The following is a 22719-nucleotide window of genomic DNA, read 5'->3' on the forward strand; positions in this document are numbered from 1 at the left end:
CTTGGTGACACGCTGGGATCGGGCGGCTCGCTGGCGTGCCTGCGCGATCGGCCTGGCCGTGGCGGTCGTCCTCGCAGGCTGCAGTTCGAGCGCCCCGCCGCCGCAGCCGACCCTGCCGTCGCGGACACTGCAGCCCGCGTTCAGCGGCAGTCCCGTGCTGCCCGCGCCCAACCTGACCGACGACGGTCCCGGCTCGGTCATCGAGTCCAAGCCGCTGGCCGACCACGCGTACTTCGACCAGGTCAACGCGACGGCCGTGCGGGTCGTCTACCGCTCCACGACCGGTGCCAACGGGCCGCCGAGTCAGGCGTCGGCCGTGGTCGCGGTCCCGCCGGGGCCGCCGCCCGCCGGGGGCTGGCCGATCCTGGTGTTCGGGCACGACGTGACGGGCGTCGCCAACAAGTGCGCGCCGTCGCTGGCGCCCGGCCTGGCCGGCTACTCGTCGTTCATGGGGGTCATGCTGTCGCGCGGCTACATCGTCGCGCTCGCCGACTACCAGGGGCTCGGCATCGACGGACAACCGCCGCACTCGCTGATCGACGCGGCGACGCTCGGCAACAACCTGATCGACGCCGCCCGCGCCGTGCGCCGGGTGACCGACACCGCGAGCACCCGCTGGGCGGCCTTCGGATACGGCGAGGGTGGCACCGCCGCGTGGGCGGCCACCGAACGCGCACCCAGCTACGGCGGTGGCCTCGACCTCGTCGGCGCCGCCGCGCTCACCCCGCTCGCCGACCTCTCGCCGCTGGCGACCGAGGCGCTGGACGGCACGCTGACACCCGAGCAGTTCAAGTTGCAGATGCTCGTCGTCGAGGATCTCGCCCTGACCGCGAACCTCAACCGCGACGACTTCCGCTCGGGTCTGGCCAAGGATCGGTGGGACCTGCTGATCGACTGTGCCCCAGCCGATCCCAGCGTCGTGCCCGACCTGTACAAGCAGCTGCGCCCCGCCGACCTGCAGCCGTCCAGCCCCGCCGCCGCCGATCAGCTGCGCACGGCGCTGAGCAATGCCGCCCTGCCGCTGAACACCCCGACGCCGCCGGTGGCCCCGCTGCTGGTCATCTACAGCACCGACGACCCCGCGGCCCCGGTCGGCTTCGTGACCGGACCGCTGCGCCGGGCGTGCGTGGCCGGGGCGCCGATCGAGATCGTCACCAAGGTGGGCGACACGCAGACCACGACGGACCTGACCGTCCAGTACGCCCTGGACTGGCTGCAGAACCGGTTCGGGGGCGAAACGCTCGCCAGCACCTGTCAGGGGGTGGCGTGAGACCGCCGCGGGACGCCCCGCAGATCCGTGACTACGGACGGCTGCTGGCGCGCTTCTGGGTCGTCGTCGTGCTGGCGACCGCGCTGTCCGCCGGCGCGGGATGGCTGGTGTGGCACCACGAGCGCAATTACGTCGCGTCGCTGAAGTTCCTGGTGGTGACGCCGGGCGGAGCAGAGCCGTTCGACGCGTTCTACGGAAACCTCACCGCGATGTCGCGCGCGCTGACCTACGAGTCCCTCGCCCACGACCCGAAGGTCCTGCAGCGCACCGAGGACGAGTTGGGCGCCGACCGCGGCGGGCAGACGCTCGTCAAGGGCATCACGGTCGTCCCCTCGACGTCGGCGGTGTTCGACGTCCTGGTGGCGGCCGCCGAACCCGAGGCGGCGAAGAACGCCGCGAACACCCTGGGGCGCAACATGATTGCGGCGTCGGACGCGTTGCAAAAGGCCGATCCCGAGGCCGCGGGGCTGGTACTGGTCGATCCGGCCAACGACGCCGCCGACGCCAGGGGACCGGCGTCCTCGGTGATGCTCACCGGGGCCCTGCTCGGACTCGTCAGCTCCGTGGTGCTGGTGCTCGCCTACGGGTTGGTGCTGAATTCGGTCGACGACCGCAGGCAGGTCGCGCGCATCGTCGACGTCGTCCGTCGAGGCACTGCATGAGACGATCGAGCCCGCGCCGTGCGCTGGCGTTGACCTGCGGTGCGCTGCTGGTGTCCGGCGGCGTCGCCGCGTGTTCCTCGGACACCGACACTGCGCCACCGGGACCCGCTGTGCAGCAAGGCATTTCGCTTCCGGGTGACTTCAGTGGGACCGGTCCGGGAACGCTGATGACGGCCACCACCCTGCCGACCCTCGACCGCAGGCTGACGGCCGTCACCTCGGTCGCCGCGCGCATCACCTACGAGTCGAAGTCCGGCATCGACGGCAGTCGCACCACGGTCAGCGGCACGGTCTTCGAGCCCAAGGGCGCACCGCCGGAGGGCGGCTGGCCCGTCATCGCCTACGGACACCCCACGACGGGCATCCACGAGCAGTGCGCACCGTCGGAGTCCTCCGACCTCAGCGGGTTGTCGCCCGTGGTGGCCGAACTCGTCAAGGCGGGCTACGTGGTGACGCTGCCGGACTACCAGGGCCTCGGCGTCACCGGTTCCTACCACCCCTACCTCGACGCCACCACGGCGGGACAGAACCTCATCGACGCGGTGCGGGCCGCCCGCAAGCTCGTCACCACGACGTCGGATCGCTGGCTCGGCATCGGGGTGTCGCAGGGCGGTCAGGCGACGTGGGCCGCCAACGAACTGGCGCCCACGTACGGCGAGGGGCTGACGTTGGAGGGCACGGTCAGCGTCGCGCCCCCCACCGATCTCACCGGCTTCGCCGACGCCGCCGCCGACGGCACCCTCGCCAAGGAGCAGGAGGCGCCCTACGCGTTCGTCCTGGATTCGTTGAGTCGGGAGTACCCCGACTTCGACCTCGACCAGTACCGCCACGGCGTGGCCGAGGACAAGTGGGACGTGCTGACGGCGTGCGACGGCCCGGCGGCCGGGCAGGTGGACACCGTGCTGACACAGCTCACCCCCGACGATCTGCGGCCGAGCACGCCCGCCGCGCTCGACGCGCTGCGGGGCTACCTACAGAAGGCGAGCCTGCCCCAACGGCCAACGGCGGCACCGATGTTGGTGATCTACGGCGGCATGGACGCCGTGGTCCCGCCGATCTGGACCGACCGCGCGCTGCAGGCGGCCTGCAAGCTGGGCGACGTCGTCGACATCCGGCTGCAGAACGACAAGGGACACGACGACGTGGACGCCTCCGCGGCGTACCCCTGGATCAACGACCGGTTCGCCGGGGTGCCGCCGACGGACAGTTGTGCGGCGTTCCTCGCCGCGGGCGAGACACCGGAGCCGACGCCCGGTGAGACACCCGCGGAGACGACCACCGACACGTCGGGGGACGGCACCGCGGGACAGACCGGCGGCACGGGACAGACCGGCGGGCAGTCGACTACCGAGACCGCCACCCAGGCGCCGGCCGCTGCGGGCTGACGTCAGCGGCAGTCGTCGACCGCCGGCTGATTAGCGAATCTCTGCATCAGCCAATCGAATTGGTCGCCGACCCCGAGGTCGACGTGACCCCGGCCCGGTTCCTCCCGCCACGCGATGACGTCGCCCATCGCGCACGCCCGCTGGAGTGCCGCGGTAATGGACGCCGGGGTGATCAAGGGGTCGTCGGAACCGTAGATCACCGACATCGGGGCCGACAGCGGCCGCTGGGGCAACGCCCAGCGGCGCAGGAGTCCGCGGAGCTCGTCGGCGGCCGCGGGCGTGGCGGGCGCCAGGTCGAACGCGCCCAGCTCGGCGGCGGCGCTCTCACGGGCGAGGACGTCGGCCCCCGCGCACCCCGACAGCGCATCCCAGTCCTTGGCGGCCGACCCCCGGCGCAGGTCGTCGAGGTCGAGCTCGGGATGCAGACGACTCAGCGAGACCAGCGCCCACTGCAGGGCCAGCGCCTGGTCCTTGGTCAGCGTGCCCGCGGCGGCCTCGTCGACCAGGCCGGTGACGTCGGCCGACGGCGCCAGCGCGACGGTGCCGACGAGTCGCAGTTCGGGGGCGTAGCGGTCGGCCTGCTCGTTCGCGGCCCAGACCGCCCCACCGCCCTGGGAGTGCCCGATCGCGGCCCACCGCGTCGAGACGCCGGGAAAGGTCGCCCGCAGCGCGCGCATCGCGTCGATGACGTTGAGGCCCGCGGTCCGCGAGTCGGGAAAGGGATGCACCCCGTCGGTGCCGAGCCCCTGGTAGTCGGGGAAGGCCACCGCGAAGCCCGCCCGCAGCGGCCCGGCGACGGCGCCCGCCTGCCCCATGAGGTCGGGGGAAAGCGAAGGCGCACAAGGCTGTTGGATGCCGGTGGTGCCGTGGGCGACGACGATCGCGGGCCATCCGCCATTCGGCGGCGCACCGCTCGGGACGAAGACCGCACCGGACACGATGGTGGGGGCGCCGGTGTCCCCGTTGGTCGAGTGGTAGACGACGCGGGCCGCCCTGGCCCCGGTCGCCGCGATCTCGTCCGCGAGATTGGTCAGGGGAGCGGTGCTGACGACCGCCCCCGCGTCCGGGGCGCCGGTGATGCCCGACGCGCAGTAGTCCGGCGCGGGACGGCCCGCGAAACGGTCGGCGAGCCAGGCGATTTGGCTGGTGTCGTCCACGTCGGGAATACCCCGGCGCGCACCCGGATGCCACACCACGCTGCCGCCGAGCGAGCAGGCCCGGTTGATGGCGTCGGACGTCCATCGCGCATCGACCGCACTTCCGTCGGGTTCGACGACGACCGATAGCGGTACCGTCAGGGGAGCCCGGGGGAGGGCGACGTCCTGCAGCATCCCGCGCAGCCGGGCGGCGGCGTCGTCGCCGGCCGGGGACAGGTCGTGCGGATCGACGTGGGCGAGAATGTCGTTGCGCGAGTTGGTGATCGGGCCCGAGCACGCCGTCAGTGCAGCCCAGTTCGCGGCGACCACCCCGCGGCGGTAGTCGTCGAGGTCGACGTCGGGATGCCGGCGCCGCAGCGATTCGAGCAGCCACAGCAGCATCGGCGTCTGCTCGCGGGTCAGCGTGCCGGCGACGGCCGCGTCGACGAGACCGGTCACGTCGGCGGTCGGGGAGATGGCCACGGCGCCCACCATGTGGAGTTCGGGCGCGCGCGACGGGGCCTGCTCGGCGGCCGACCACACCGCGGCTCCACCTTCGTCGCGTCCGGAGGCGGCCCAGCGGTTCGACACGTTGGGGAAGGTCGCGCGCAGCGCGCGCACGGAGTCGATGACGTTCATCCCGGCGGTGCGGGCGTCGAGGTACGGGTGGACCCCGCCCGCCCCCAGGCCCTGGTAGTCGGTCAGGGTGACCGCGTACCCCAGCCGCAGGAACCCGGCCACCAGCGGCGCCCGGCCGAGCAGCACGCTCGACGACGACGGGCCGCAGGAGTCGTCGATCCCGGTGCTCGCGTGACCGATGGCCACCACGGGCCAGCCGCCGGGTGGAGCCTGACCCCTGGGCACGAAGACCGCACCCGACACCACGGTCGGGGACCCCGAGCCGTCCGTCGACCGGTAGACGACACGCGCTGAATTTGCGCCGTAGTCAATGGAGGGGCTGATCCGCGGCATCGTGGTGGCGCTCAACAGGCTACCCGGGGCCGTGCCGCCGAGGCGGGCGGAGCGAATCGGCATGGGGTCGACCGCACCCCCGAAGGCGGCCCTACCCGTGACCACGACCAGGACGCCCGAGGCCGTCAGCAACGCGCAGCACAGCACTGCCAGCGACCAGCGCCACGCTCCGTTCCGGCCCGGTGACCGCAATCCATCCCCCCATCCTGGCCCTTTGCCGACGGCCAGCCACACCGGCGCGGATGGTGACACGCGCCGGAAAGGTCGCCAGCTTACTTCGCCTGGCGCCGTGCGGTCCACACCTGGCGCGTGCGGCGACGACGTGGCCGCCCCGGGCAGCCGCGGTCGTCGGCCGCGGGGGCGACGGCCCGCGCGCGGGCCCCGCCGCCACCCGTGGAGCATTCCTAGCCGAGCTAAGGAATCGCGCCGCGAAGCCACCGGCACGGCTGCCCGGGCGCGCGCGGGATGCGCCGACTGCTCCCGTCCGCCCTGCGCGGCGACTTTGCTGAGTCGGTGGCGCCTTGCGAGAATGAGGAATGCCCCCCACCCAGTACGCGACCGAATCGAGTGAGGGCCTGGCGGCTCGTACCCCCGGCGGTGCTGGCGCGTCGGATGCGTAGGACGCTGCTGTGGGCCGGTGGCGCGGTGGTCACGGTGATCGTGGTGGTCGTCGCCCTGCTGGCCGTGCCCGCCCTGCACTCGATGGTCGACCAGCTGGTGCACGGCGACCAGTCGTCGTTGGCCGGAACGCCCCCGACGCCGATCAGCACCGCCACCCTCGGCGGCACGACGCCCGGCACGCTGATCAGCGCGATGTCGATGCCCGACGTGACGAGCAGCGCCCTGGGACGGGACCTGCAGGCGGCGCGCGTCGTCTACCGGTCGACCGACGGCGACACCGGCCGGCAGACCGAGGTCTCCGGAAGCGTGTTCACCCCGCGCGGCGATGCGCCCAAGGGCGGCTGGCCGGTGGTCTCCTACGGCCACGGCACGACCGGCATCGACCCGACGTGTGCGCCCTCGGCGTCGAATACCCTGCTCGGACAGCTGGAATTCGTGGCAGGGGTGGTGCACGCCGGCTACGCGGTCGCGTTCACCGACTACCAGGGCCTCGGCCCCGGCGGGCCGCCGGCGTACCTGGATTCGCGCACCGCCGCCTTCAACATGATCGACGCCGTTCGGGCTCTGCGGGCGACGTTCCCCGGGGTGTCCACCCGCTGGGGCGCCTTCGGCGGCTCCCAGGGTGGAGGCGCGGCCTGGTCCGCCGACGAACAGGCCCACGTGTACGCACCGGAGCTGAACATGGTTGGTGCCGTGGCGATCTCGCCGGGAGCGGACATCTCCGGCTACGTCGACAAGGCCCAGGCGGGCACCTTGACCAGCGATCAGAAGGCCGTGCTGCAGCTGTTCATCGAGTCGCTGGCCCGGCGCTATCCCAATGTCGATCGCGACGACTACCGGCGCGGCGACGTCGCCCGCGACTGGAACACGCTCTCGGCGTGCACCGGTCCGCTGGTCGCCGGACGCACCGCGGCCATCGACGCGATCGGGCCGTTCGACCTCGCGCCGAGCACACCGGAGGCGGCCGCCGCCCTGCGCCAGAAGTTCCAGCAGTGGGCGCTGCCCCAATTACCGCTGTCGGCACCGCTTTCGGTGACCTACGGGGGCAAGGACACCTTCATCGACCACCAGTGGACGGCCGACGCGATCGCGCGGGCGTGCGCCCTTGGCGACACCATCGACATCCACTACGGGCCCGACCTGAAGCACAGCGAGGCAGACTTTCCCGCCGAGGTGACGTGGCTGGCCGATCGTTTCGCCGGCAAGCCGGCGCACAACGATTGTCCCTGAGCGTGTTTCGCTGACCGGTCGCTAGCCGCGCTGCGCGGCGGCGTGTACCGAGAACAGGGTGGGCGAGCCCTGCATCTGCGGACCCGACTCCACGCCGAGGACGTTCACCAGCAGTGAGGGAGCGACGTCGAGCACGTCGACCTCGCGGCGCGAGGCGTCGGGCGGCAGGCCGCCACCCACGGCGACCAGGATGCCCTCGGGCACGTGGTAGCCGGTGTTGTCGCCGCCGACGCGCGGACGGAAGCTCAGCCCCACCTCACCGGGCGTGCCGGTGACCGGAGCCGTCGCGCCGATGGGGGTGAACTCGAGCCGGGTCGACATGTCGCACGCCTCGTCCGCGAGCGGAATTCCGAACGTCACCGTCTTGCCCTCGACCCTGAAGCGACTGAAGATCGGGCTGCCGCCCTCCGCCGTGACCGACTCCAGCGGCGCGAGCGCCTCCTGGGCGGCCGCCTCGTCGTCGAAGACGAGCGCGACGTGCGGGTACATCGTGCGGCCCAGTTCGGCGGGCTTGAGGCCCAGCCGCGACACCAGGCGTTCGTGGTCGTCGAGGATGAACAGGCCACGGTCGGTGAAGTTGCTCTCGACCGGGCCCTGTCCCATGCTGGCGGCGATGACGAGCACCGTCTCCGGATGCTTCTTGAGCCACCGGCGGATGCGTCCGAGCTGGTCGTCGGCGAAGTCCATCGCCTTGATGATGAAGCTGCCGAACACGTCGTCGGCGACGTAGTCGTTGGCGTCGGTGTAGCCGGGCATCGTGTCACCCCAGAAGCGGTGCATCATGCTCGCGACGTGGTTGGTGAAGAACACGCTCAACCGTGGCTGGTTCTTCTTGTAGAGCCGCCAGAACAGGTCGAAGCTCGGCAGCACCTGCATCGACGGGCGCAGTGACTTGTACCGCGCATCCTTCTGCTCGCTCACCAGGTGGCTGGCCAGCGTGACGGCCGACTTGGGCGTTAGGCCGAGCTTGACCAGGTCGACACCCGTGCCGAGGAGCGTCTTGACGTTCAGCGGCGCGTCGGAGGTGAAGTTGTTGTCGCTCGTCATGGAGAGGTTGAACTCTTGGAACCGCTGCAGCGAGCTCGGGTAGGTCTTGCCGTCCTTGGCGAACGTGTCGGGGACGAAGAAACCGCCGCTCTTGAACGGGCGCGGCGGCCAGCTCTGCAGCGGGCCGAACAGTCCGACGCTCAGCCCGGCACGCTCGGCCACGTCCCACAGCGGCTCGCCGCGGAAGGACGCGGGGTCCTGGCCGAGGTCGTAGGAGTTGTGGTCGTACATCGAGGTGTGGAACGTGGGCCACGTCCGCCACGGCTGCAGATCGTCGGATTCGATGACGGTCGTGAGGGATTGGCCCTCCGCGACGAGCGCGGCCAGGTGTGACTCCGGGCGTCGAGAGACGTAGAAGTCGACGACGCTCCACGGCACCTCGTTGAGCTCGTAGAGGATTACGTTTCGCGTCTGGCTACCCATCGTGATTTCCTCTTCCATCCCCTGATCGGTCGTGGAATCAGGCTAGCACGCAGCGCAGACGCTTTTCAGGTGAGCGTTTGACCAGCGCAAGGCGTTGGGGGAGAACGGAAGACGAGACGTGCGTCACGTCCGCGCAGTGCGCCGCAAGACGCAGCGATGGCAAACGAACGGCGCCCGTGGATCAGCGAACGCCGACCTTGCGGGCCGGGATGCCCGCCCAGATCTCGCCGTCGGGCACCGAGCAGGTGACCACCGAGTTGGCCCCGATGATGGCGCCGCGCCCGATCCGCACCGGACGCTCGCTGCTGGACAGCACGACGGCGTTCGCGCAGAGCACGGCGTCGTCCTCGATGATCGCGTGGAAGTCCGGCTTCTCGGCGACCCAGATGTCCGCGCGCCCCACGGTGACGCCCTGGAAGATCGCGACGTTGCGACCGAGGGTGGCCCGCTGGTGCACGACGATGCCGATCCCCCCGTGCGGCAACAGCAGTCCCGGCGCGGTGAGCACCGAGGCCGGAATGTTGGTTCCGCGGAGCAGCAACAGCAGACGAATGACCTTGCCGAGGACCGGCCAGCGCTGGGCGTACACCAGACGGCTGATGAACCCCGCGGATGGCGCGTCGGCAGTCTTCCCCATGACGTCCCACGCTACGGAACCCGCCGACGATCGCAAAATTGTGAAGGGTTGTTCGCTGCGTCACTCGGCCACGGGAGTCTGCGCTGCGGACGGCGACGTTCGACGGTGCGCGAAAGTGGCTGTTCACCGCTGCGTGGGACCCGCGGCGGGGTCCGTCGTCGGGCGCCGCGGCTACCGTGACCGGGGCCGAGGACGACCCGCGACGATTTGCCACGGCGGTCCAAAGAGCCGTGGTGCTGTAGTCTGACCACGTCATGATTCGCTGAATCCGACGGTCCGCCATGCTGATCCGCCGGATCGAACCCAAGGATCCGGTGACGTCATCCAACGACGACAGTGCAGGCGCCCGGGCGAACGCGTTCGGAGCATTGCGTGACCATTCGCTCGCGCCATTCGCGCGTCGCCGGTAAACCCGTCGCCGCACCGCGCACCTTCGGGCGCATCATCGGCCTCGACGGCGCCCGCGGCCTGTCGTGCCTGGGCGTCGCGATCGCGCACATTGCTGGCCACTACTCACCGCAGGCGTCGGCCGAGACCAAGATCGGGCTCGTCGGCACGACGCTCATCTTCTTCTACGTGCTGAGCGGCTTCCTGCTCTTCCTGCCCTACATCCGCGGGCTCTACGAGGACCGGGACACCGCGCGGCTGCCGAACACGAAGAACTTCGTCGTGCACCGCATCGCGAGGATCCTGCCCGGCTACCTGGCGATCTTCCTACTGGTCAACTTCGTGTTCCAGGTCTCCTACGTGCAGAACGCGTCGCTGCAACCGCCGGGCACCGACGCCGGAACCGGGATGATCACCGACCCTTGGCAATTGGCCGCCAACCTGACCCTGACCCAGTCCTACGTTCCGAAGTTCTTCCAGACGGGCATCAACCCGGCCTGGTCGCTGACGCTGGAGTATGCGTTCTACGCGTCGCTGCCGCTGCTGGGACTGCTGATGTACGCCCTGCTGCGGCGTACTCGGCTGTCGCCGACCAGGATCGCGATCATCCCGCCGCTGCTGCTGATCGTCCTCGGGTTCGTGGCCAAGCTGTTCGTGCCCGCCCTCATCGCGCACTTCGGCATCACCAGCGACGTGCTGCTGAACTGGGGTCCCAACTGGGTGGCGGTCTTCCTGCGCAGCTTCCTGGCCAACGCCGACAACTTCGCGTTCGGCATGCTGGCCGCCGTCGTCATCGTCCTGATGGAGAAACACCTGCTGCGGGAAGGTCTTTCGCGTCGGGTGCGGCTCTACTCGACGATTGCGCTGCTGCCCACCGCGGTCGCCTTCGTCGGGGCGTTCCTGGTGGCGGGCGGCCAGTACCAGACCAGCGCCGTGGCGATCGGTGCGGCGCTGCTGATCCTCATCATGGTGGCGCCGCTGGCCCGAGGTCAGGACTCGGGCATCGCGCGGGTGCTCGACACCGCGCCCATGCGGTTCGTTGGCAAGGTGTCCCTGTCGGCGTACCTCTGGCACTTTCCGGTCCTGCTGCTGCTCGGTCGGTGGGGCCTGATGGCGGGGGACACCGTGGGGGGCATGGTCCGCAACCTCGTGGTCGCCCTCGCCGCGACCATGGCGATCTCGACCGTCACCTATTACCTGGTCGAACGTCCCGCCATCCAGATCACCAGGAAGTACCGCCACCGGTGGGCGTCGTGAGCCCGAAGCGCCGACGACGGGTCACCGCCTACGTGATCGGTGCGGTCGTCGTCGTCGTGCTCGCCATCGCGATACCGCTGGGGTGGTCGGCCGTCACCAGCGGCCAGGCCAACGAGGGCGATCAGGCCGCCGCGGCCACGCCCATCGCGTCGGCCACCCTCGGGGGCACCGCCCCCGGATCGCTGATCAGCGCGACGACCATGCCGGACTTCGACAAGACCCCGAACGGCAGGCGCCTGCACTCCGCCAGGGTGGTCTACGTGTCGACCGAGGGGGACACCGGCCAGCTCACCAAGGTGTCCGGCTCGGTCTTCACCCCGCCGGGGCCCGCCCCGGCCGGCGGCTGGCCGGTGGTCGCGCTGGCGCACGGCACCCTTGGCATCGACAACCCTTGCGGCCCTTCGCTATTCGGCTCGCTGCTGGGAATGGCCGATCAGATCTCCAAGCTGGCCGACCAGGGGTACGCGGTGGCCTTCGCCGACTACCAGGGCCTGGGGTACGACGGCGTGCACCCCTACCTGGACGCGCGCACCGCCGGGTTCAACGTCATCGACTCCGTGCGCGCGCTGCGGCACACGTTCGCCGACGTGTCGCCGCGCTGGGCGGCGTTCGGCGGCTCCCAGGGCGGCGGCGCCTCCTGGGCTGCCGACGAACAGGCCTCGACGTACGCCCCGGACCTCAATCTCGTTGGGGCGGTGTCGATCTCGCCCGCCGCGGACGTCTCGGGCATCGTCGACAAGGCCCAGGCCGCCACCCTGACCACCGATCAGCGCGCCATCTACGAGATCATCGTGGAATCGCTGGCGCGGCTGCATCCCGACGTGAACCGCGACGACTACCGTCGCGGCGACGCGGCCAAGTATTGGGACGTCCTCACCGCGTGCTCGGGCCCCAAGGTCCACGAACGCTCGATGGTGGCCGGCGACGTCGACCCGCACGACCTGGCGCCCGCGAACGCCGCGGCGGCCGACCGGCTGCGGAACTACCTGGTGAAGTGGGCGCTGCCGCAGCGCAAGCTGTCCGCGCCGATGGCCGTCGCCTACGGTGGCGCCGATACCTACGTCGACTCGCAGTGGGTGGACAGGGCGATAGCCCGGGCCTGTCAGCTGGGAGACGTCCTGACGATCACCTTCGAGCCGGGGAAGGGGCACGGCGACGTGGACTTCAACGCCCTGTCGACATGGATGGCGGATCGCTTCGCGGGAAGGCCGGTGACCAATGACTGTCCCTAGGAATCCCGACGGCGACGCCGCGCTGTGGAAGATCCTCCTGATGGAGGCCAAGTGTGCGGTCAAGCGTCGCATCACCCCGGCGGGCCTCCCGGTCGACCCGCCGCCGACGCCGTACCTGATCGTGCCGGTGCTCGGCCAGTCCAACGCGCAGGGCATGGGGGTCGGCCTCGACCTCGACGGCGAGGACGCCCCGCACCCGCGCGTGCACCAGTGGGCGCGGTCGGGGCCGTCGAAGGGCACGGTGGTGGCCGGTGTCGACCCGCTGTTCCACGACGTGCGCAGCAAGGGCGTCGGGTTCGGCGTGACGTTCGCCAAGGCGCTCGCCGACGCGACCGGTCGCTGGGTACTGCTGGTCCCGGCGGCGCGCGGTGACACCGCGTTCACGCCGAAGAACGGCTACACCTGGGATCCGACCGACACCCGTACCAGGGTCAACCTGTACCGCGACGCGGTGGCCTCGATCGACGCCGCCCTGGCCAGTCACCCGGGCAGCCAGGTCGCGACCATCCTGTGGCACCAGGGCGAGACCGACGTGCCGCTGATGTCGGCCAGGAACTACCGCGGCCGTCTCGACTACGTCATCGACGACCTGCGCAAGCGCTACGGCAGCGGCCTGCCCGTCATCGTCGGGGGGATGGTCCCCGAGGAGATGGAACGCGGCCACCGGCGCTACCCGGTGATCGACGCGGTCCACCGCGACACTCCCAACCGGCGGCCGCGGACGGCGTTCGTGGCGGGCCCCCGCGACGCGATCAACAGCGAGACCGATCGGCACTACAGCGGGGCCGGGCTCCGCGAGCTCGGACGACGGATGTGGGACGCCTACCGGGGCGTGGCCGCCGACGAGCTGGCGGAGTATGCGACAGGCTGACCTCCGCCGCGTCGCCCTCCTCCTAACCACGATGTTGGTGACGGTGCTGGTCGCCAACGGCGTCATCGGCTTCCTGGTGTTCAGCCGGGCGTCCAGCGACCGCGTCGAACCCGCCGACGCCGTCATCGTGCTCGGCGGGGAGCACGACGGCCGCGAGGCCTACGGGTTCGAGCTGGCGCGCGCCGCGGGGGCGAAGACCGTGGTGCTGTCGGACCCCTACGGACCGGGTGACCCGGTGATGCGCCAGGAGTGCCGTCCGCGTCCCGACGTCGAGGTGATCTGCCGGGCGCCCGTCCCGTCCACCACCCGCGGCGAAGCCCACCTCATGCACGTGCTGGCCCAGCAGCGGGGCTGGAAGAAGATCATCGTCACCAGCTGGCGGTACCACCTGCCCAGGGCCAGGCTGGTCTTCGACCAGTGCTACTCCGACGTCCCCGGCGCGGTGATCGTGCTGGCCGTGCCGCGGTCCTACCACCTGTCGTTCGTGCACTGGGAGCTCATCTACGCCTACCAGTGGGGTGGGCTGATCAAGGCGCTCTGGCAGGGCGACTGCCCGAGTTAGGTCAGCTTGACGATCAGGATGTACGCCGCGTCGGCGATCAGGTATCCCGCCATGGCGAACGCCGTGCACACCACGGCGTGCACGGCGACGAGTCGCAGGACGCGCGACGCCAGCAGGACCGGGGACGACCCGTCGGGCCGCCACGTCGAACCGTTGCCGGCCAGGAACGCCAGCGACGTCGCCGTGCCGAGGGCGGCATAGCCGAGCGTCGTCTGGGTGGGGGAGAACAGACCGCCCGCGGCGGCGAAGCCCCCGAGCAGGAACGACGTCACCGCGTTGACCACCAGCGCCGCCCAACGGGTGCGCCAGCGCCGCACGACCAGCGCCGCCACCAGTGAGCTCACCGCGCCGGACAGGAAGATCAGGCCGTAGTGGATCATGCGGTCGGGTCGTCCACCCGACGGGCCCGGCTGCCCACCAGCGCCATGCCCGCGGTCACCGTGAGCGCGGTCAGGAGCGGGACCGCCACCAGGAACGTCGCGCTCGCGACGATCCGGTGCGTCACCCCGAAGAAGGCGTAGAGACTCAGGCTCGCGGTGCTGGTGCCCGCGCCGAGGGCGAAGGCGGCCAACCGCCCCGTCGGCGCCCCGAGGGCCAGCCCGATCACGAACCCCGCGACCACCGACGCGATGCCGAACCCGATGAGCGGCTGCACCGGACCCGAGCATTCGTCGAGCACGGCCTGGCGGATGACGGCCCCGACACCGGCGCCGCCCACCACGAACGGCAGTCGTGGATCGGATCCCGGCATGGCCCCAACACTAGCGAGGCGCCCGGGAGGCGCCCCGTATGGTGAGCGCCATGTGTCGCGACCTCGTCGGCTGCCCATGACGCGCAAGATCGGGTTGGTCGCCCTCGTCGTCGCGATCGTGGCCGCCGGGATCGCCGCGGTGGCGTCGGCGTCGCCGCTGCTCCTGACCGTCGGCGCCAAGGTCTACGACCAGTTCTTTACCGCCATCGACGGGCCCCCGACGCCCATCGGCACGGCCGACACCAGCGGCGCCGGCCCGGGCTCCCTGGTGTCGGCGACGACGATGCCCGGCCTGGCCAGCACCATCGAGGCCAGGGGGCTGCGGGCGGCCCGCGTCGTCTACCGCTCCACCTCCGGGGACGACGGAGCGCCGACCGTGGTCTCGGGTTCGGTGTTCACCCCGCGGGGCAACCCGCCCGCCGCAGGCTGGCCCGTCGTCGCGTTCGGGCACGGCACCGTGGGCATCGAACCGCAGTGCGGGCCCTCGCTGTCGGACTCGCTGGACGGGCAGATCGCCGTCGTGACGGTGCTGACCAACCTCGGGTACGCCGTCGCGGTACCCGACTACCAGGGCCTCGGCACCAAGGGCATCCACCCCTACCTCGACGCGCGCACCGGCGGGCTCAACCTCATCGACGCCGTCCGAGCGCTCAAGCACACGTTCCCGCAGGTCACCAACCGTTGGGCGGCGTTCGGCGACTCGCAGGGCGGCGCCGTGGCGTGGGCGGCCAACGAGCAGGCCAAGGGTTACGCGCCCGACCTCGACCTCGTCGGCGCGGTCGCGCTGTCCCCGTCGGCGGACGTGGTGGGGCTGGTGGCGAAGGCCGAGCAGGGCACGCTGACGCCCGATCAACGGCCGGCGATGCAGCTGCTCATCGAGTCGCTCGCGCGGCTGCACCCCGACATCGACCGCGACGACTACCGCCACGGTGCGGCCCGCCAATACTGGAACGCGCTGTCGGTGTGCGTCGGCGATCCGTCGCCCGCCCGGGCCGAGGGCGCCAAGAGGCTGCTGGGCACCGACTTCGCGCCCGCCAATCCCGCCGCCGCCGACCGGCTGACCGCCGCGCTGCAGGCCTGGGCGCTGCCGCACCTGCCGCTGTCCGCGCCGCTGTCGGTGTCCTACGGCGGGCGCGACCCGCTGATCGACGCGCAGTGGACCACCGACGCGATCAAGCGGTCGTGCGCGCTGGGCGGGCAGATCACGATCGCCTTCGATGCGCAGAAGGGCCACGAGGGCGCCGACATCGCCGGTCAGGTGCAGTGGATGGCCGATCGGTTTGCAGGCAAACCGGCGCCCAACGACTGCCACTAGCGGCGTCGCGTCGCGCGTCGGCCCCGGCGCCGTGACGCCCCGAACGTCGCGCGCAGGCGCGGCGCGGTCGAGAAGCAGACGTCGAACGCAGGAAAACCGACGTTTTCGGGTTTGCTACAACACAAGCGCGCTATCAGGTTTAACGCGTGGAGCGGACGCGCCCCCGCGGTTCTGGCCGGAACGGTGCGCGAAACGGTTTGCCCCCGGGGAATGTGCGCACGCTGCAGTCTTTCCTGAATTGTGGCAACTTCTGGCAAACAGTGACATAGTGTTACGAAGCCCAAGGGCGGGCGTCGGAAAGTAAGCTGCCAGCAAACAGGAGGTGTGGCGACCAGTGTCGGTAGCAGGAGAAGTTTCCGCACCCGCCGTGACGCCGATCGGCGCGATGGCGCCGAACAGCGGCCCGCAATGGCAGCGAACTTACGTCCGGGTCCTGGCCGGACTGGACGTCGTCGTCGTCGTGCTGGCCCTCGCGCTCGCGCAGATGGTGCGGCTGGGTCGTCCGATCACGACGTGGGACCCCGCGCAGATCTACTTCGCCATCCTGTCGATCTTCGTCGCCGGCATCTGGCTCGTCCTGCTGGCCGCCTACCGCACCCGCTCGCCGCGCATCGTGGGCGCCGGCGTCGAGGAGTACCGCCGGGTCGTCTCGGCGACCCTGGCGACCATCGGCGTCGTGGCCGTGTTCCTGATGATCTTCCGCCCCGAGTACGCCCGCGGTTATCTCGCCGTCGCGTTCCCCCTCGGCCTGGCCGGGCTGATGATCACCCGCAACCTGTGCCGCCAGTACCTCGTCCGCAAGCGCCGCAAGGGCAGCTGCGTGGTGACCGTGCTGGCCGTCGGCGACGCGATGGCCGTCCGCCGCCTCGTCCAGTCCTTCACGCGCGGCTGGGACTACGGGTACTCCGTCGTCGGCGTCTGCCTGACCGGGCGCAGCTCCGGCGGCGTCATCGAGATCCCCGGGGTCGGCACGCTGCCCGTGCTCGGCGACGAGGGCAAGGTGCACGACGCCATCCTCAAGACCAACGTCAACACCGTCGCGCTGACCACGACCGATCACCTCGGCCCCGAGGGCGTTCGCGAATTGTCTTGGGATCTGCACAAAATGGGCGTCGACCTGGTGGTGTCGCCCGGCGTGGTCGACGTGGCGGGTCCGCGGCTGACGATGCGCCCGGTGGCCGGTCTGCCCCTCATCCACGTCGAGAAGCCGACGTACAGCGGCACCAAGAAGTTCCAGAAGCGGGCGTTCGACTACTTCGTCTCCATCACCGTCCTGATCGGTGCGCTCCCGGTGATGATCGCGACCGCCATCGCCATCAAGCTGACCAGCAAGGGGCCGGTGTTCTACCGCTCCGAGCGGATCGGTCTCGACGGCGAGCCGTTCCAGATGATCAAGTTCCGCACGATGGTCGACGGCGCCGACAAGCAGGTCGACAAGCTGGTCGAGGTCAACGACAGCGTGGGCGGAGTCCTGTTCAAGCTGAAGGACGATCCGCGCATCACCTCGGTCGGCAAGATCCTGCGCAAGTACAGCTTCGACGAGCTGCCCCAGTTCTTCAACGTGCTCAAGCGCGACATGAGCGTCGTCGGCCCGCGGCCCCCGCTGCGCCGCGAGGTGGACACCTACAACGACCAGGTGCGCCGCCGGCTGCTGGTGCTGCCGGGCATCACCGGGCTGTGGCAGGTGAGCGGCCGTTCTGACCTGTCGTGGGAGGACACCGTGCGCCTGGATCTGTCCTACGTCGAGAACTGGTCGATCACCAACGACGTCGTGATCGCCCTCAAGACCGTGCGCACCGTCGCCTCGGGATCGGGCGCCTACTAGGCATTGCCCTTGCGCAAGCAAACTTTAGTGACATTCGTCACTCGGTAAATGTGGCAAAGTCGACGGGGTCCGCGGGCGTCTCCGGCAACCAGCCGTAGGGTGCACCCGTGAATGCCGACCGCGGCGTGGAAAAGACACGCGAGCCCCTCGACGTAGCGAAACTGAATGCCGCAGTGGCGGTACCGGGGTCGCCGTGGCGCCGCGTCGAGGTCGTCCAGGACACCGGTTCGACCAACGCCGATCTGCTTGCGCGGGCGCGCGACGGCGAGGACGTCGCGGGCGCCGTGCTGGTGGCCGAGCACCAGACCGCGGGCCGGGGCCGCAACGGCCGCACCTGGTCCGCGGTGCCCGGGGCGCAGATCTCGATGTCCGTGGGCGTACCCCTCGGCGACCTGCCCACCGCGGCGTGGGGATGGCTGCCGCTGGCGACGGGCCTGGCCGTCGTGGCCGCCGTCGCCGAGGTGACCGGCGTGGCGGTCGGCCTCAAGTGGCCCAACGACGTGCTGTCGACGCCGGACGGACGCAAGCTGGCGGGCATCCTCGCCGAGGTGGCGAGCCCGGCGCCCGTCGTCGTGATCGGCATCGGGCTCAACGTGTCGCTGCGGGCCGACGAGCTGCCCCACCCGGCGGCGACGTCACTCGCGCTGCTCGGCGCCCAAGTCCCGGACCGGGCTGAGCTGATCATCGCGCTCCTGCGGGAACTGCAGCGGCGCGTCGGGCAGCTGACCGCGGCCCGCGGGGCCGGCGACGCGCTGCTCGCCGACTACGTCGCGCACAGCCTGACGATCTCGCAGCGGGTGCGCGCGACCCTGCCCGGCGGCCGCGAGGTGGTCGGTCGCGCGGTGTCGATCGACGACCAGGGCCGGTTGCGCATCGACACCGGACCCGAGACCGTCCTGGTGTCGGCCGGGGACGTCGTGCATCTCCGCCCGGCCGACGAGCCGGGCTGAGCCGCCGTCGCGCCTCGGTAGAGTGCCCACCGTGGGTTACCCGGACAGCGTGCTGGCCACCGGCGAACGCGTCGTCCTGCACCGTCATCCCCACTGGAAGCGGCTCGTCGGTCCGGTGCTCGCGCTCCTGCTGGCCACGGCCGTGGCGGGGTTCGGCCTCGGCGTCGTCGACCACACCGACTGGGAGCGCTCGGCGAAGGACATCGTGATGATCGTCATCGCCGTGCTCTGGTCGATCCTGGTGGGATGGCTCACCCTGTGGCCCGTCTCGAACTGGCGCACGACGCACTTCGTGATCACCGATCGGCGGGTGATGTTCCGCCACGGCGTGCTGACTCGGGCGGGCATCGACATACCGCTGGCCAGGATCAACAGCGTCGAGTTCCGGCACGGGCTGCTGGAGCGGCTGGTGCGCACCGGCACGCTGATCATCGAGTCAGCGGCGCAGGATCCGCTCGAATTCGACGACATCCCGCGGGTGGAGCAGGTCCACTCGCTGCTCTATCACGAAGTCTTCGACACCCTGGGGTCCGAGGAGGCGCCGAGCTGAGCGGCCCGCCTGGCGCGGCGACCGCGCAGCGGGGTGACGGTGCTCCTGGTGTGCCCCTGTTCGATCTCGTCTTCCAGGGCCTCGGCGATGCCGCCCGCGGTGATCGACGCCTCGACGGCCTTCTCGGGGTTGCGGCCGAATTCGTCGGGGAAGACCCAGCGGCGGAAGGCCCAGAACCGGAACGCCATCTGCAGCAGGTTGCCGATGACGTACGCGGAGATGAAGTCGGCGACGTTCTCCATCGTCAGGCTGACCATGGGCGCCCGTAGGCCAAGCATGTAGCTCGACACCCACAGCGGGGCCATGCTCAGCAGGACGCCGACGCCGCTGACCCCGAAGAACAGCAGCGCCTCGTGGTGCCGCTCGCGTCCGCCGCGGTCCCGGAAGCTCCACTCCCGATTGAGGATGTAGGACGCGATGACCGCGACGATGCCCGAGATGATCTTGGCCGTGACGGGCTTGGGCTCGAGGATCGTCAACTTGAGCGTGTAGAAGATGCCGGAGTCGATGATGAACGTGGTGCCACCGACGATCGCGAACTTGATGAGCTCGTGATGCCGCTCGGCGAAGGGCCGGACCGCGCGGGGCAGGCGCGCGATGGTGGCATCGGTGAAGGACACGAGAGGGGATTCTACGGAAACCGGGTGTGAACGCGTACCCGTGCAGGTCGCAGCCCTCAACGGACACCTCCGACCGCCATGACACGATGACACCGTGAGTGGATCCCCAGTAGTGGCGATGGTCGGCGGTGGACAGCTTGCCAGGATGACGCACCAGGCCGCGATCGCCCTCGGTCAGACGCTGCGGGTGCTGGCCGCCGCGCCGGACGATCCGGCCGCCCAGGTCACCCCGGACGTCGTCATCGGCGCGCACACCGACGCCGACGCGCTGCGTCGGGTGGCGCAGGGGGCCGCTGCGCTGACGTTCGACCACGAGCACGTCCCCGCCGAACTGCTGCGCGAGCTGGTCGCGGCCGGGGTGAACGTCGCCCCGCCACCGCAGGCCCTGCTGCACGCCCAGGACAAGCTGGTCATGCGGCGGCGGCTCCGCGATCTCGGCGCGCCCATCCCGCGGTTCGCCGAGGCCACCGACCCGTCCGACGTCGACGCCTTCGCCGCCGAGGTGGGTGGCCGCATCGTCGTCAAGACCGCGCGGGGCGGCTACGACGGCCGCGGGGTCACCCTGGCCACCGACGTCGCCGAGGCCCGCGACGTCACCGCCCGCTACCTGGCCGACGGGGTCGCGGTGCTGCTCGAGGAGCGCGTCGACATGCGTCGGGAACTCTCCGCGCTGGTCGCCCGCTCGCCGTTCGGGCAGGGCGCCGCCTGGCCGGTGGTGCAGACCGTGCAGCGCGACGGCATCTGCGTCGAGGTCATCGCGCCGGCCCCCGCGCTGGACCCCGACCTGGCGTCGGCGGCCGAACGCCTCGGCCTGCGGCTGGCCGAGGAGCTGGGGGTCGTCGGGGTGCTCGCCGTGGAACTGTTCGAGACCTCCGGCGGGGAGCTGCTGGTGAACGAACTCGCGATGCGCCCGCACAACTCGGGGCACTGGACCATGAACGGCGCGCTCACCAGTCAGTTCGAACAGCACCTGCGGGCGGTCCTGGACTATCCGCTCGGCGCGACCGCCCCGATCGCACCGGTGACGGTGATGGCCAACGTGCTGGGCGCGCCCCGGGCACCCGAGATGAGCATGGACGAGCGGCTGCACCACCTCTTCGCGCGGCTGCCCGAGGCGGCCGTGCACCTCTACGGCAAGGCGGAGCGTCCGGGTCGAAAGATCGGTCACGTCAACGTGATTGGCGCCGCCAACGGCTCGCTCGAGGACCCCGCGTACGTCGCGGAGGTCAGGGAGCGGGCGGTGCGCGCCGCGCACTGGTTGTCCCATGGCGAATGGACGGATGGATGGAATGAACATGCCCGCTAGCGGACCCCGCGTCGGCGTCATCATGGGCAGTGACAGCGACTGGTCGGTGATGGAGGAGGCCGCGACCGCGCTGACCGAGTTCGAGGTGCGGTTCGAGGTCGGCGTCGTCTCGGCGCACCGCACCCCCGACCGGATGCTCGACTACGCCCGCACGGCCGCGGACCGCGGTGTCGAGGTGGTGATCGCCGGGGCGGGCGGCGCGGCCCACCTGCCCGGCATGGTCGCGGCCGTGACGCCGCTGCCGGTGATCGGGGTGCCCGTTCCGCTGGCGCGTCTCGACGGGCTCGATTCGCTGCTGTCGATCGTGCAGATGCCCGCCGGGGTGCCGGTCGCGACGGTGTCGATCGGCGGCGCCCGCAACGCCGGGCTGCTGGCCGTGCGCATCCTCGGCTGCGCGGACCTGGCGCTGCGGCAACGGATGGCGGACTACCAGGCGAGCCTGGAGGCGATGGTGTTGCAGAAGGACGCGGCGTTGCGAGAGCGACTTCTCGGCGCGTGATCCGGCGCGGTAAAGTTACCGGCGAGTAGCGAGGAGTGGCACATGTCCATTGGTAACCCGTCCTTCGACGTCTTTCAGCTCTCCGACGAGCACCACGAGATGCGCAAGGTCCTGCGTGACCTCTGCGAGAAGGAGATCGCGCCGCACGCGGCCGACGTCGACGAGAAGGCCAGGTACACCACCGAAGCCCTCGAAGCGCTGAACTCGTCGGGGTTCTCGGCGATCCACATCCCCGAGGAGTACGGCGGCCAGGGCGGCGACTCCATCGCGGCGTGCATCGTGATCGAGGAGGTCGCGCGGGTGTGCGCGTCGTCGTCCCTCATCCCGATCTGCAACAAGCTCGGCACCATGGGCATGCTGCTGCGCGGATCCGAGGAGCTCAAGAAGCAGGTCCTCCCGTCGATCGGCGCCGGCGAGGCCACCGCCTCCTACGCGCTGTCCGAGCGCGAGGCGGGCAGCGACGCGGCCGCGATGCGCACCCGGGCCAAGGCCGACGGCGACGACTGGGTGCTCAACGGCGCCAAGTGCTGGATCTCCAACGGCGGTCACTCGCAGTGGTACACGGTCATGGCGGTGACCGACCCCGACAAGGGCGCCAACGGCATCTCGGCGTTCGTCGTGCACGAGGACGATCCCGGTTTCTCCGCCGGCCACAAGGAGAAGAAGATGGGCATCAAGGGATCGCCCACCACCGAGCTGTACTTCGAGGACTGCCGCATTCCCGGCGACCGCATCATCGGCGAGCCGGGCACCGGGTTCAAGACCGCGCTGGCGACCCTGGATCACACCCGTCCGACCATCGGCGCGCAGGCCGTCGGCATCGCCCAGGGCGCCCTGGACGCCTCGATCGCCTACACCAAGGAGCGCAAGCAGTTCGGCAAGTCGATCAGCGACTTCCAGAACACCCAGTTCATGCTCGCCGACATGGCGATGAAGATCGAGGCCGCCCGCCTGATGGTGTACTCGGCCGCGGCGCGCGCCGAACGCATGGAGCCCAACCTCGGCTTCATCTCCTCGGCGGCCAAGTGCTTCGCCTCCGACGTCGCGATGGAGGTCACCACCAACGCCGTGCAGCTCTTCGGCGGCTACGGCTACACCGTCGACTTCCCGGTCGAGCGGTTCATGCGCGATGCCAAGATCACCCAGATCTACGAGGGCACCAACCAGATTCAGCGCGTCGTCATGTCGCGCGCCCTGCTGAAGTAGCCCAC

21 protein-coding genes are annotated in these 22719 nt (G+C 70.6%); 15 read left to right on the plus strand and 6 right to left on the minus strand.

All coding sequences use genetic code 11. The annotated features are described in order from the left end of the window. Positions 1-4: 4 nt before the first annotated feature. The 3 genes from G6N60_RS07190 to G6N60_RS07200 are packed head-to-tail and all read left to right on the plus strand — an operon-like array spanning position 5 to position 3317. On the plus strand, positions 5-1270 hold the full coding sequence (locus G6N60_RS07190) for a lipase family protein (RefSeq protein WP_163734542.1): 1266 nt from the start codon (positions 5-7) through the stop codon (positions 1268-1270). Next, positions 1267-1932 carry a YveK family protein gene (locus G6N60_RS07195; RefSeq protein WP_163734545.1) on the plus strand — a complete coding sequence of 222 codons (666 nt, stop codon included), beginning with the start codon at positions 1267-1269 and terminating at the stop codon, positions 1930-1932. The genes G6N60_RS07190 and G6N60_RS07195 overlap by 4 nt, the downstream gene beginning before the upstream one ends. Next, entirely contained in the window at positions 1929-3317 is a 1389-nt protein-coding gene (locus G6N60_RS07200; protein ID WP_163734548.1) for a lipase family protein, read from the plus strand. Before G6N60_RS07195 ends, G6N60_RS07200 begins: the two co-directional genes overlap by 4 nt. A gap of 2 nt (positions 3318-3319) precedes the next feature. On the opposite strand, the gene G6N60_RS28510 is transcribed toward G6N60_RS07200, so the two are convergent. Continuing rightward, a complete protein-coding gene (locus G6N60_RS28510; RefSeq protein WP_246240411.1) occupies positions 3320-5488 on the minus strand; it encodes a lipase family protein in 2169 nt (722 codons plus the stop codon). Between the two features lie 549 nt (positions 5489-6037). On the opposite strand from G6N60_RS28510, the gene G6N60_RS07210 reads away from it, so the two are divergent. After that, positions 6038-7276 (plus strand): lipase family protein, encoded by a 1239-nt coding sequence (locus G6N60_RS07210; RefSeq protein ID WP_163734551.1) that lies wholly within the window; start codon positions 6038-6040, stop codon positions 7274-7276. A gap of 21 nt (positions 7277-7297) precedes the next feature. Here G6N60_RS07210 and G6N60_RS07215 read toward each other — a convergent pair whose 3' ends face one another. Both G6N60_RS07215 and G6N60_RS07220 read right to left on the minus strand, forming a co-directional pair. Next, positions 7298-8746 carry a hypothetical protein gene (locus G6N60_RS07215; RefSeq protein WP_163734554.1) on the minus strand — a complete coding sequence of 483 codons (1449 nt, stop codon included), beginning with the start codon at positions 8744-8746 and terminating at the stop codon, positions 7298-7300. Between the two features lie 181 nt (positions 8747-8927). Beyond that, a complete protein-coding gene (locus G6N60_RS07220; protein WP_163734558.1) occupies positions 8928-9383 on the minus strand; it encodes an LbetaH domain-containing protein in 456 nt (151 codons plus the stop codon). 372 nt (positions 9384-9755) lie between these two features. On the opposite strand from G6N60_RS07220, the gene G6N60_RS07225 reads away from it, so the two are divergent. From G6N60_RS07225 to G6N60_RS07240, 4 genes are read left to right on the plus strand one after another with little or no spacing between them, the layout of a single operon-like run. Next, positions 9756-11027, plus strand: coding sequence for an acyltransferase family protein (locus G6N60_RS07225; RefSeq protein ID WP_246240414.1), 1272 nt, complete (start codon positions 9756-9758; stop codon positions 11025-11027). Then, positions 11024-12259 (plus strand): lipase family protein, encoded by a 1236-nt coding sequence (locus G6N60_RS07230; protein WP_246240417.1) that lies wholly within the window; start codon positions 11024-11026, stop codon positions 12257-12259. The genes G6N60_RS07225 and G6N60_RS07230 overlap by 4 nt, the downstream gene beginning before the upstream one ends. After that, positions 12246-13130 carry a sialate O-acetylesterase gene (locus G6N60_RS07235; protein ID WP_163734561.1) on the plus strand — a complete coding sequence of 295 codons (885 nt, stop codon included), beginning with the start codon at positions 12246-12248 and terminating at the stop codon, positions 13128-13130. The genes G6N60_RS07230 and G6N60_RS07235 overlap by 14 nt, the downstream gene beginning before the upstream one ends. Next, positions 13117-13692: a YdcF family protein gene (locus tag G6N60_RS07240; RefSeq protein ID WP_163734563.1), complete on the plus strand. Its 576-nt coding sequence runs from the start codon at positions 13117-13119 to the stop codon at positions 13690-13692. The genes G6N60_RS07235 and G6N60_RS07240 overlap by 14 nt, the downstream gene beginning before the upstream one ends. Here the strand turns inward: G6N60_RS07240 and G6N60_RS07245 are convergent. Together G6N60_RS07245 and G6N60_RS07250 are read right to left on the minus strand one after the other, a co-directional pair. Beyond that, positions 13689-14072: a hypothetical protein gene (locus tag G6N60_RS07245; protein WP_163734566.1), complete on the minus strand. Its 384-nt coding sequence runs from the start codon at positions 14070-14072 to the stop codon at positions 13689-13691. The genes G6N60_RS07240 and G6N60_RS07245 overlap by 4 nt on opposite strands. Next, positions 14069-14443 carry a hypothetical protein gene (locus tag G6N60_RS07250; RefSeq protein ID WP_163734569.1) on the minus strand — a complete coding sequence of 125 codons (375 nt, stop codon included), beginning with the start codon at positions 14441-14443 and terminating at the stop codon, positions 14069-14071. The genes G6N60_RS07245 and G6N60_RS07250 overlap by 4 nt, the downstream gene beginning before the upstream one ends. 76 nt (positions 14444-14519) lie before the next feature. Between G6N60_RS07250 and G6N60_RS07255 the strand changes: the two genes are divergently transcribed. The 4 genes from G6N60_RS07255 to G6N60_RS07270 all read left to right on the plus strand — a co-directional run bounded on the left by G6N60_RS07255 (position 14520) and on the right by G6N60_RS07270 (position 19083). Next, a complete protein-coding gene (locus G6N60_RS07255; protein WP_163734572.1) occupies positions 14520-15758 on the plus strand; it encodes a lipase family protein in 1239 nt (412 codons plus the stop codon). 385 nt (positions 15759-16143) lie between these two features. Beyond that, positions 16144-17583: a sugar transferase gene (locus tag G6N60_RS07260; protein WP_163743592.1), complete on the plus strand. Its 1440-nt coding sequence runs from the start codon at positions 16144-16146 to the stop codon at positions 17581-17583. A gap of 107 nt (positions 17584-17690) precedes the next feature. After that, entirely contained in the window at positions 17691-18533 is an 843-nt protein-coding gene (locus G6N60_RS07265; protein ID WP_179969656.1) for a biotin--[acetyl-CoA-carboxylase] ligase, read from the plus strand. 31 nt (positions 18534-18564) lie between these two features. Next, entirely contained in the window at positions 18565-19083 is a 519-nt protein-coding gene (locus G6N60_RS07270; RefSeq protein ID WP_163734575.1) for a PH domain-containing protein, read from the plus strand. Here the strand turns inward: G6N60_RS07270 and G6N60_RS07275 are convergent. Then, positions 19038-19703 carry a GtrA family protein gene (locus G6N60_RS07275; RefSeq protein ID WP_179969657.1) on the minus strand — a complete coding sequence of 222 codons (666 nt, stop codon included), beginning with the start codon at positions 19701-19703 and terminating at the stop codon, positions 19038-19040. The two genes, G6N60_RS07270 and G6N60_RS07275, sit on opposite strands and share 46 nt — an antisense overlap. A 118-nt stretch (positions 19704-19821) precedes the next feature. Between G6N60_RS07275 and G6N60_RS07280 the strand changes: the two genes are divergently transcribed. Genes G6N60_RS07280 through G6N60_RS07290 form a run of 3 tightly spaced genes read left to right on the plus strand, consistent with a single transcriptional unit; the run spans position 19822 to position 22714 of the window. Further along, positions 19822-21009 (plus strand): 5-(carboxyamino)imidazole ribonucleotide synthase, encoded by a 1188-nt coding sequence (locus tag G6N60_RS07280; protein WP_246241178.1) that lies wholly within the window; start codon positions 19822-19824, stop codon positions 21007-21009. Next, positions 20993-21508, plus strand: coding sequence for a 5-(carboxyamino)imidazole ribonucleotide mutase (purE, locus tag G6N60_RS07285; RefSeq protein ID WP_163734578.1), 516 nt, complete (start codon positions 20993-20995; stop codon positions 21506-21508). The genes G6N60_RS07280 and purE overlap by 17 nt, the downstream gene beginning before the upstream one ends. A gap of 42 nt (positions 21509-21550) precedes the next feature. Then, positions 21551-22714 carry an acyl-CoA dehydrogenase gene (locus G6N60_RS07290; RefSeq protein WP_163734582.1) on the plus strand — a complete coding sequence of 388 codons (1164 nt, stop codon included), beginning with the start codon at positions 21551-21553 and terminating at the stop codon, positions 22712-22714. The last annotated feature ends 5 nt before the right edge of the window (positions 22715-22719 follow it).

The sequence above is a fragment of the Mycolicibacterium madagascariense genome (assembly GCF_010729665.1).
In the GTDB taxonomy this organism is placed as follows: Bacteria; Actinomycetota; Actinomycetes; order Mycobacteriales; family Mycobacteriaceae; genus Mycobacterium; species Mycobacterium madagascariense.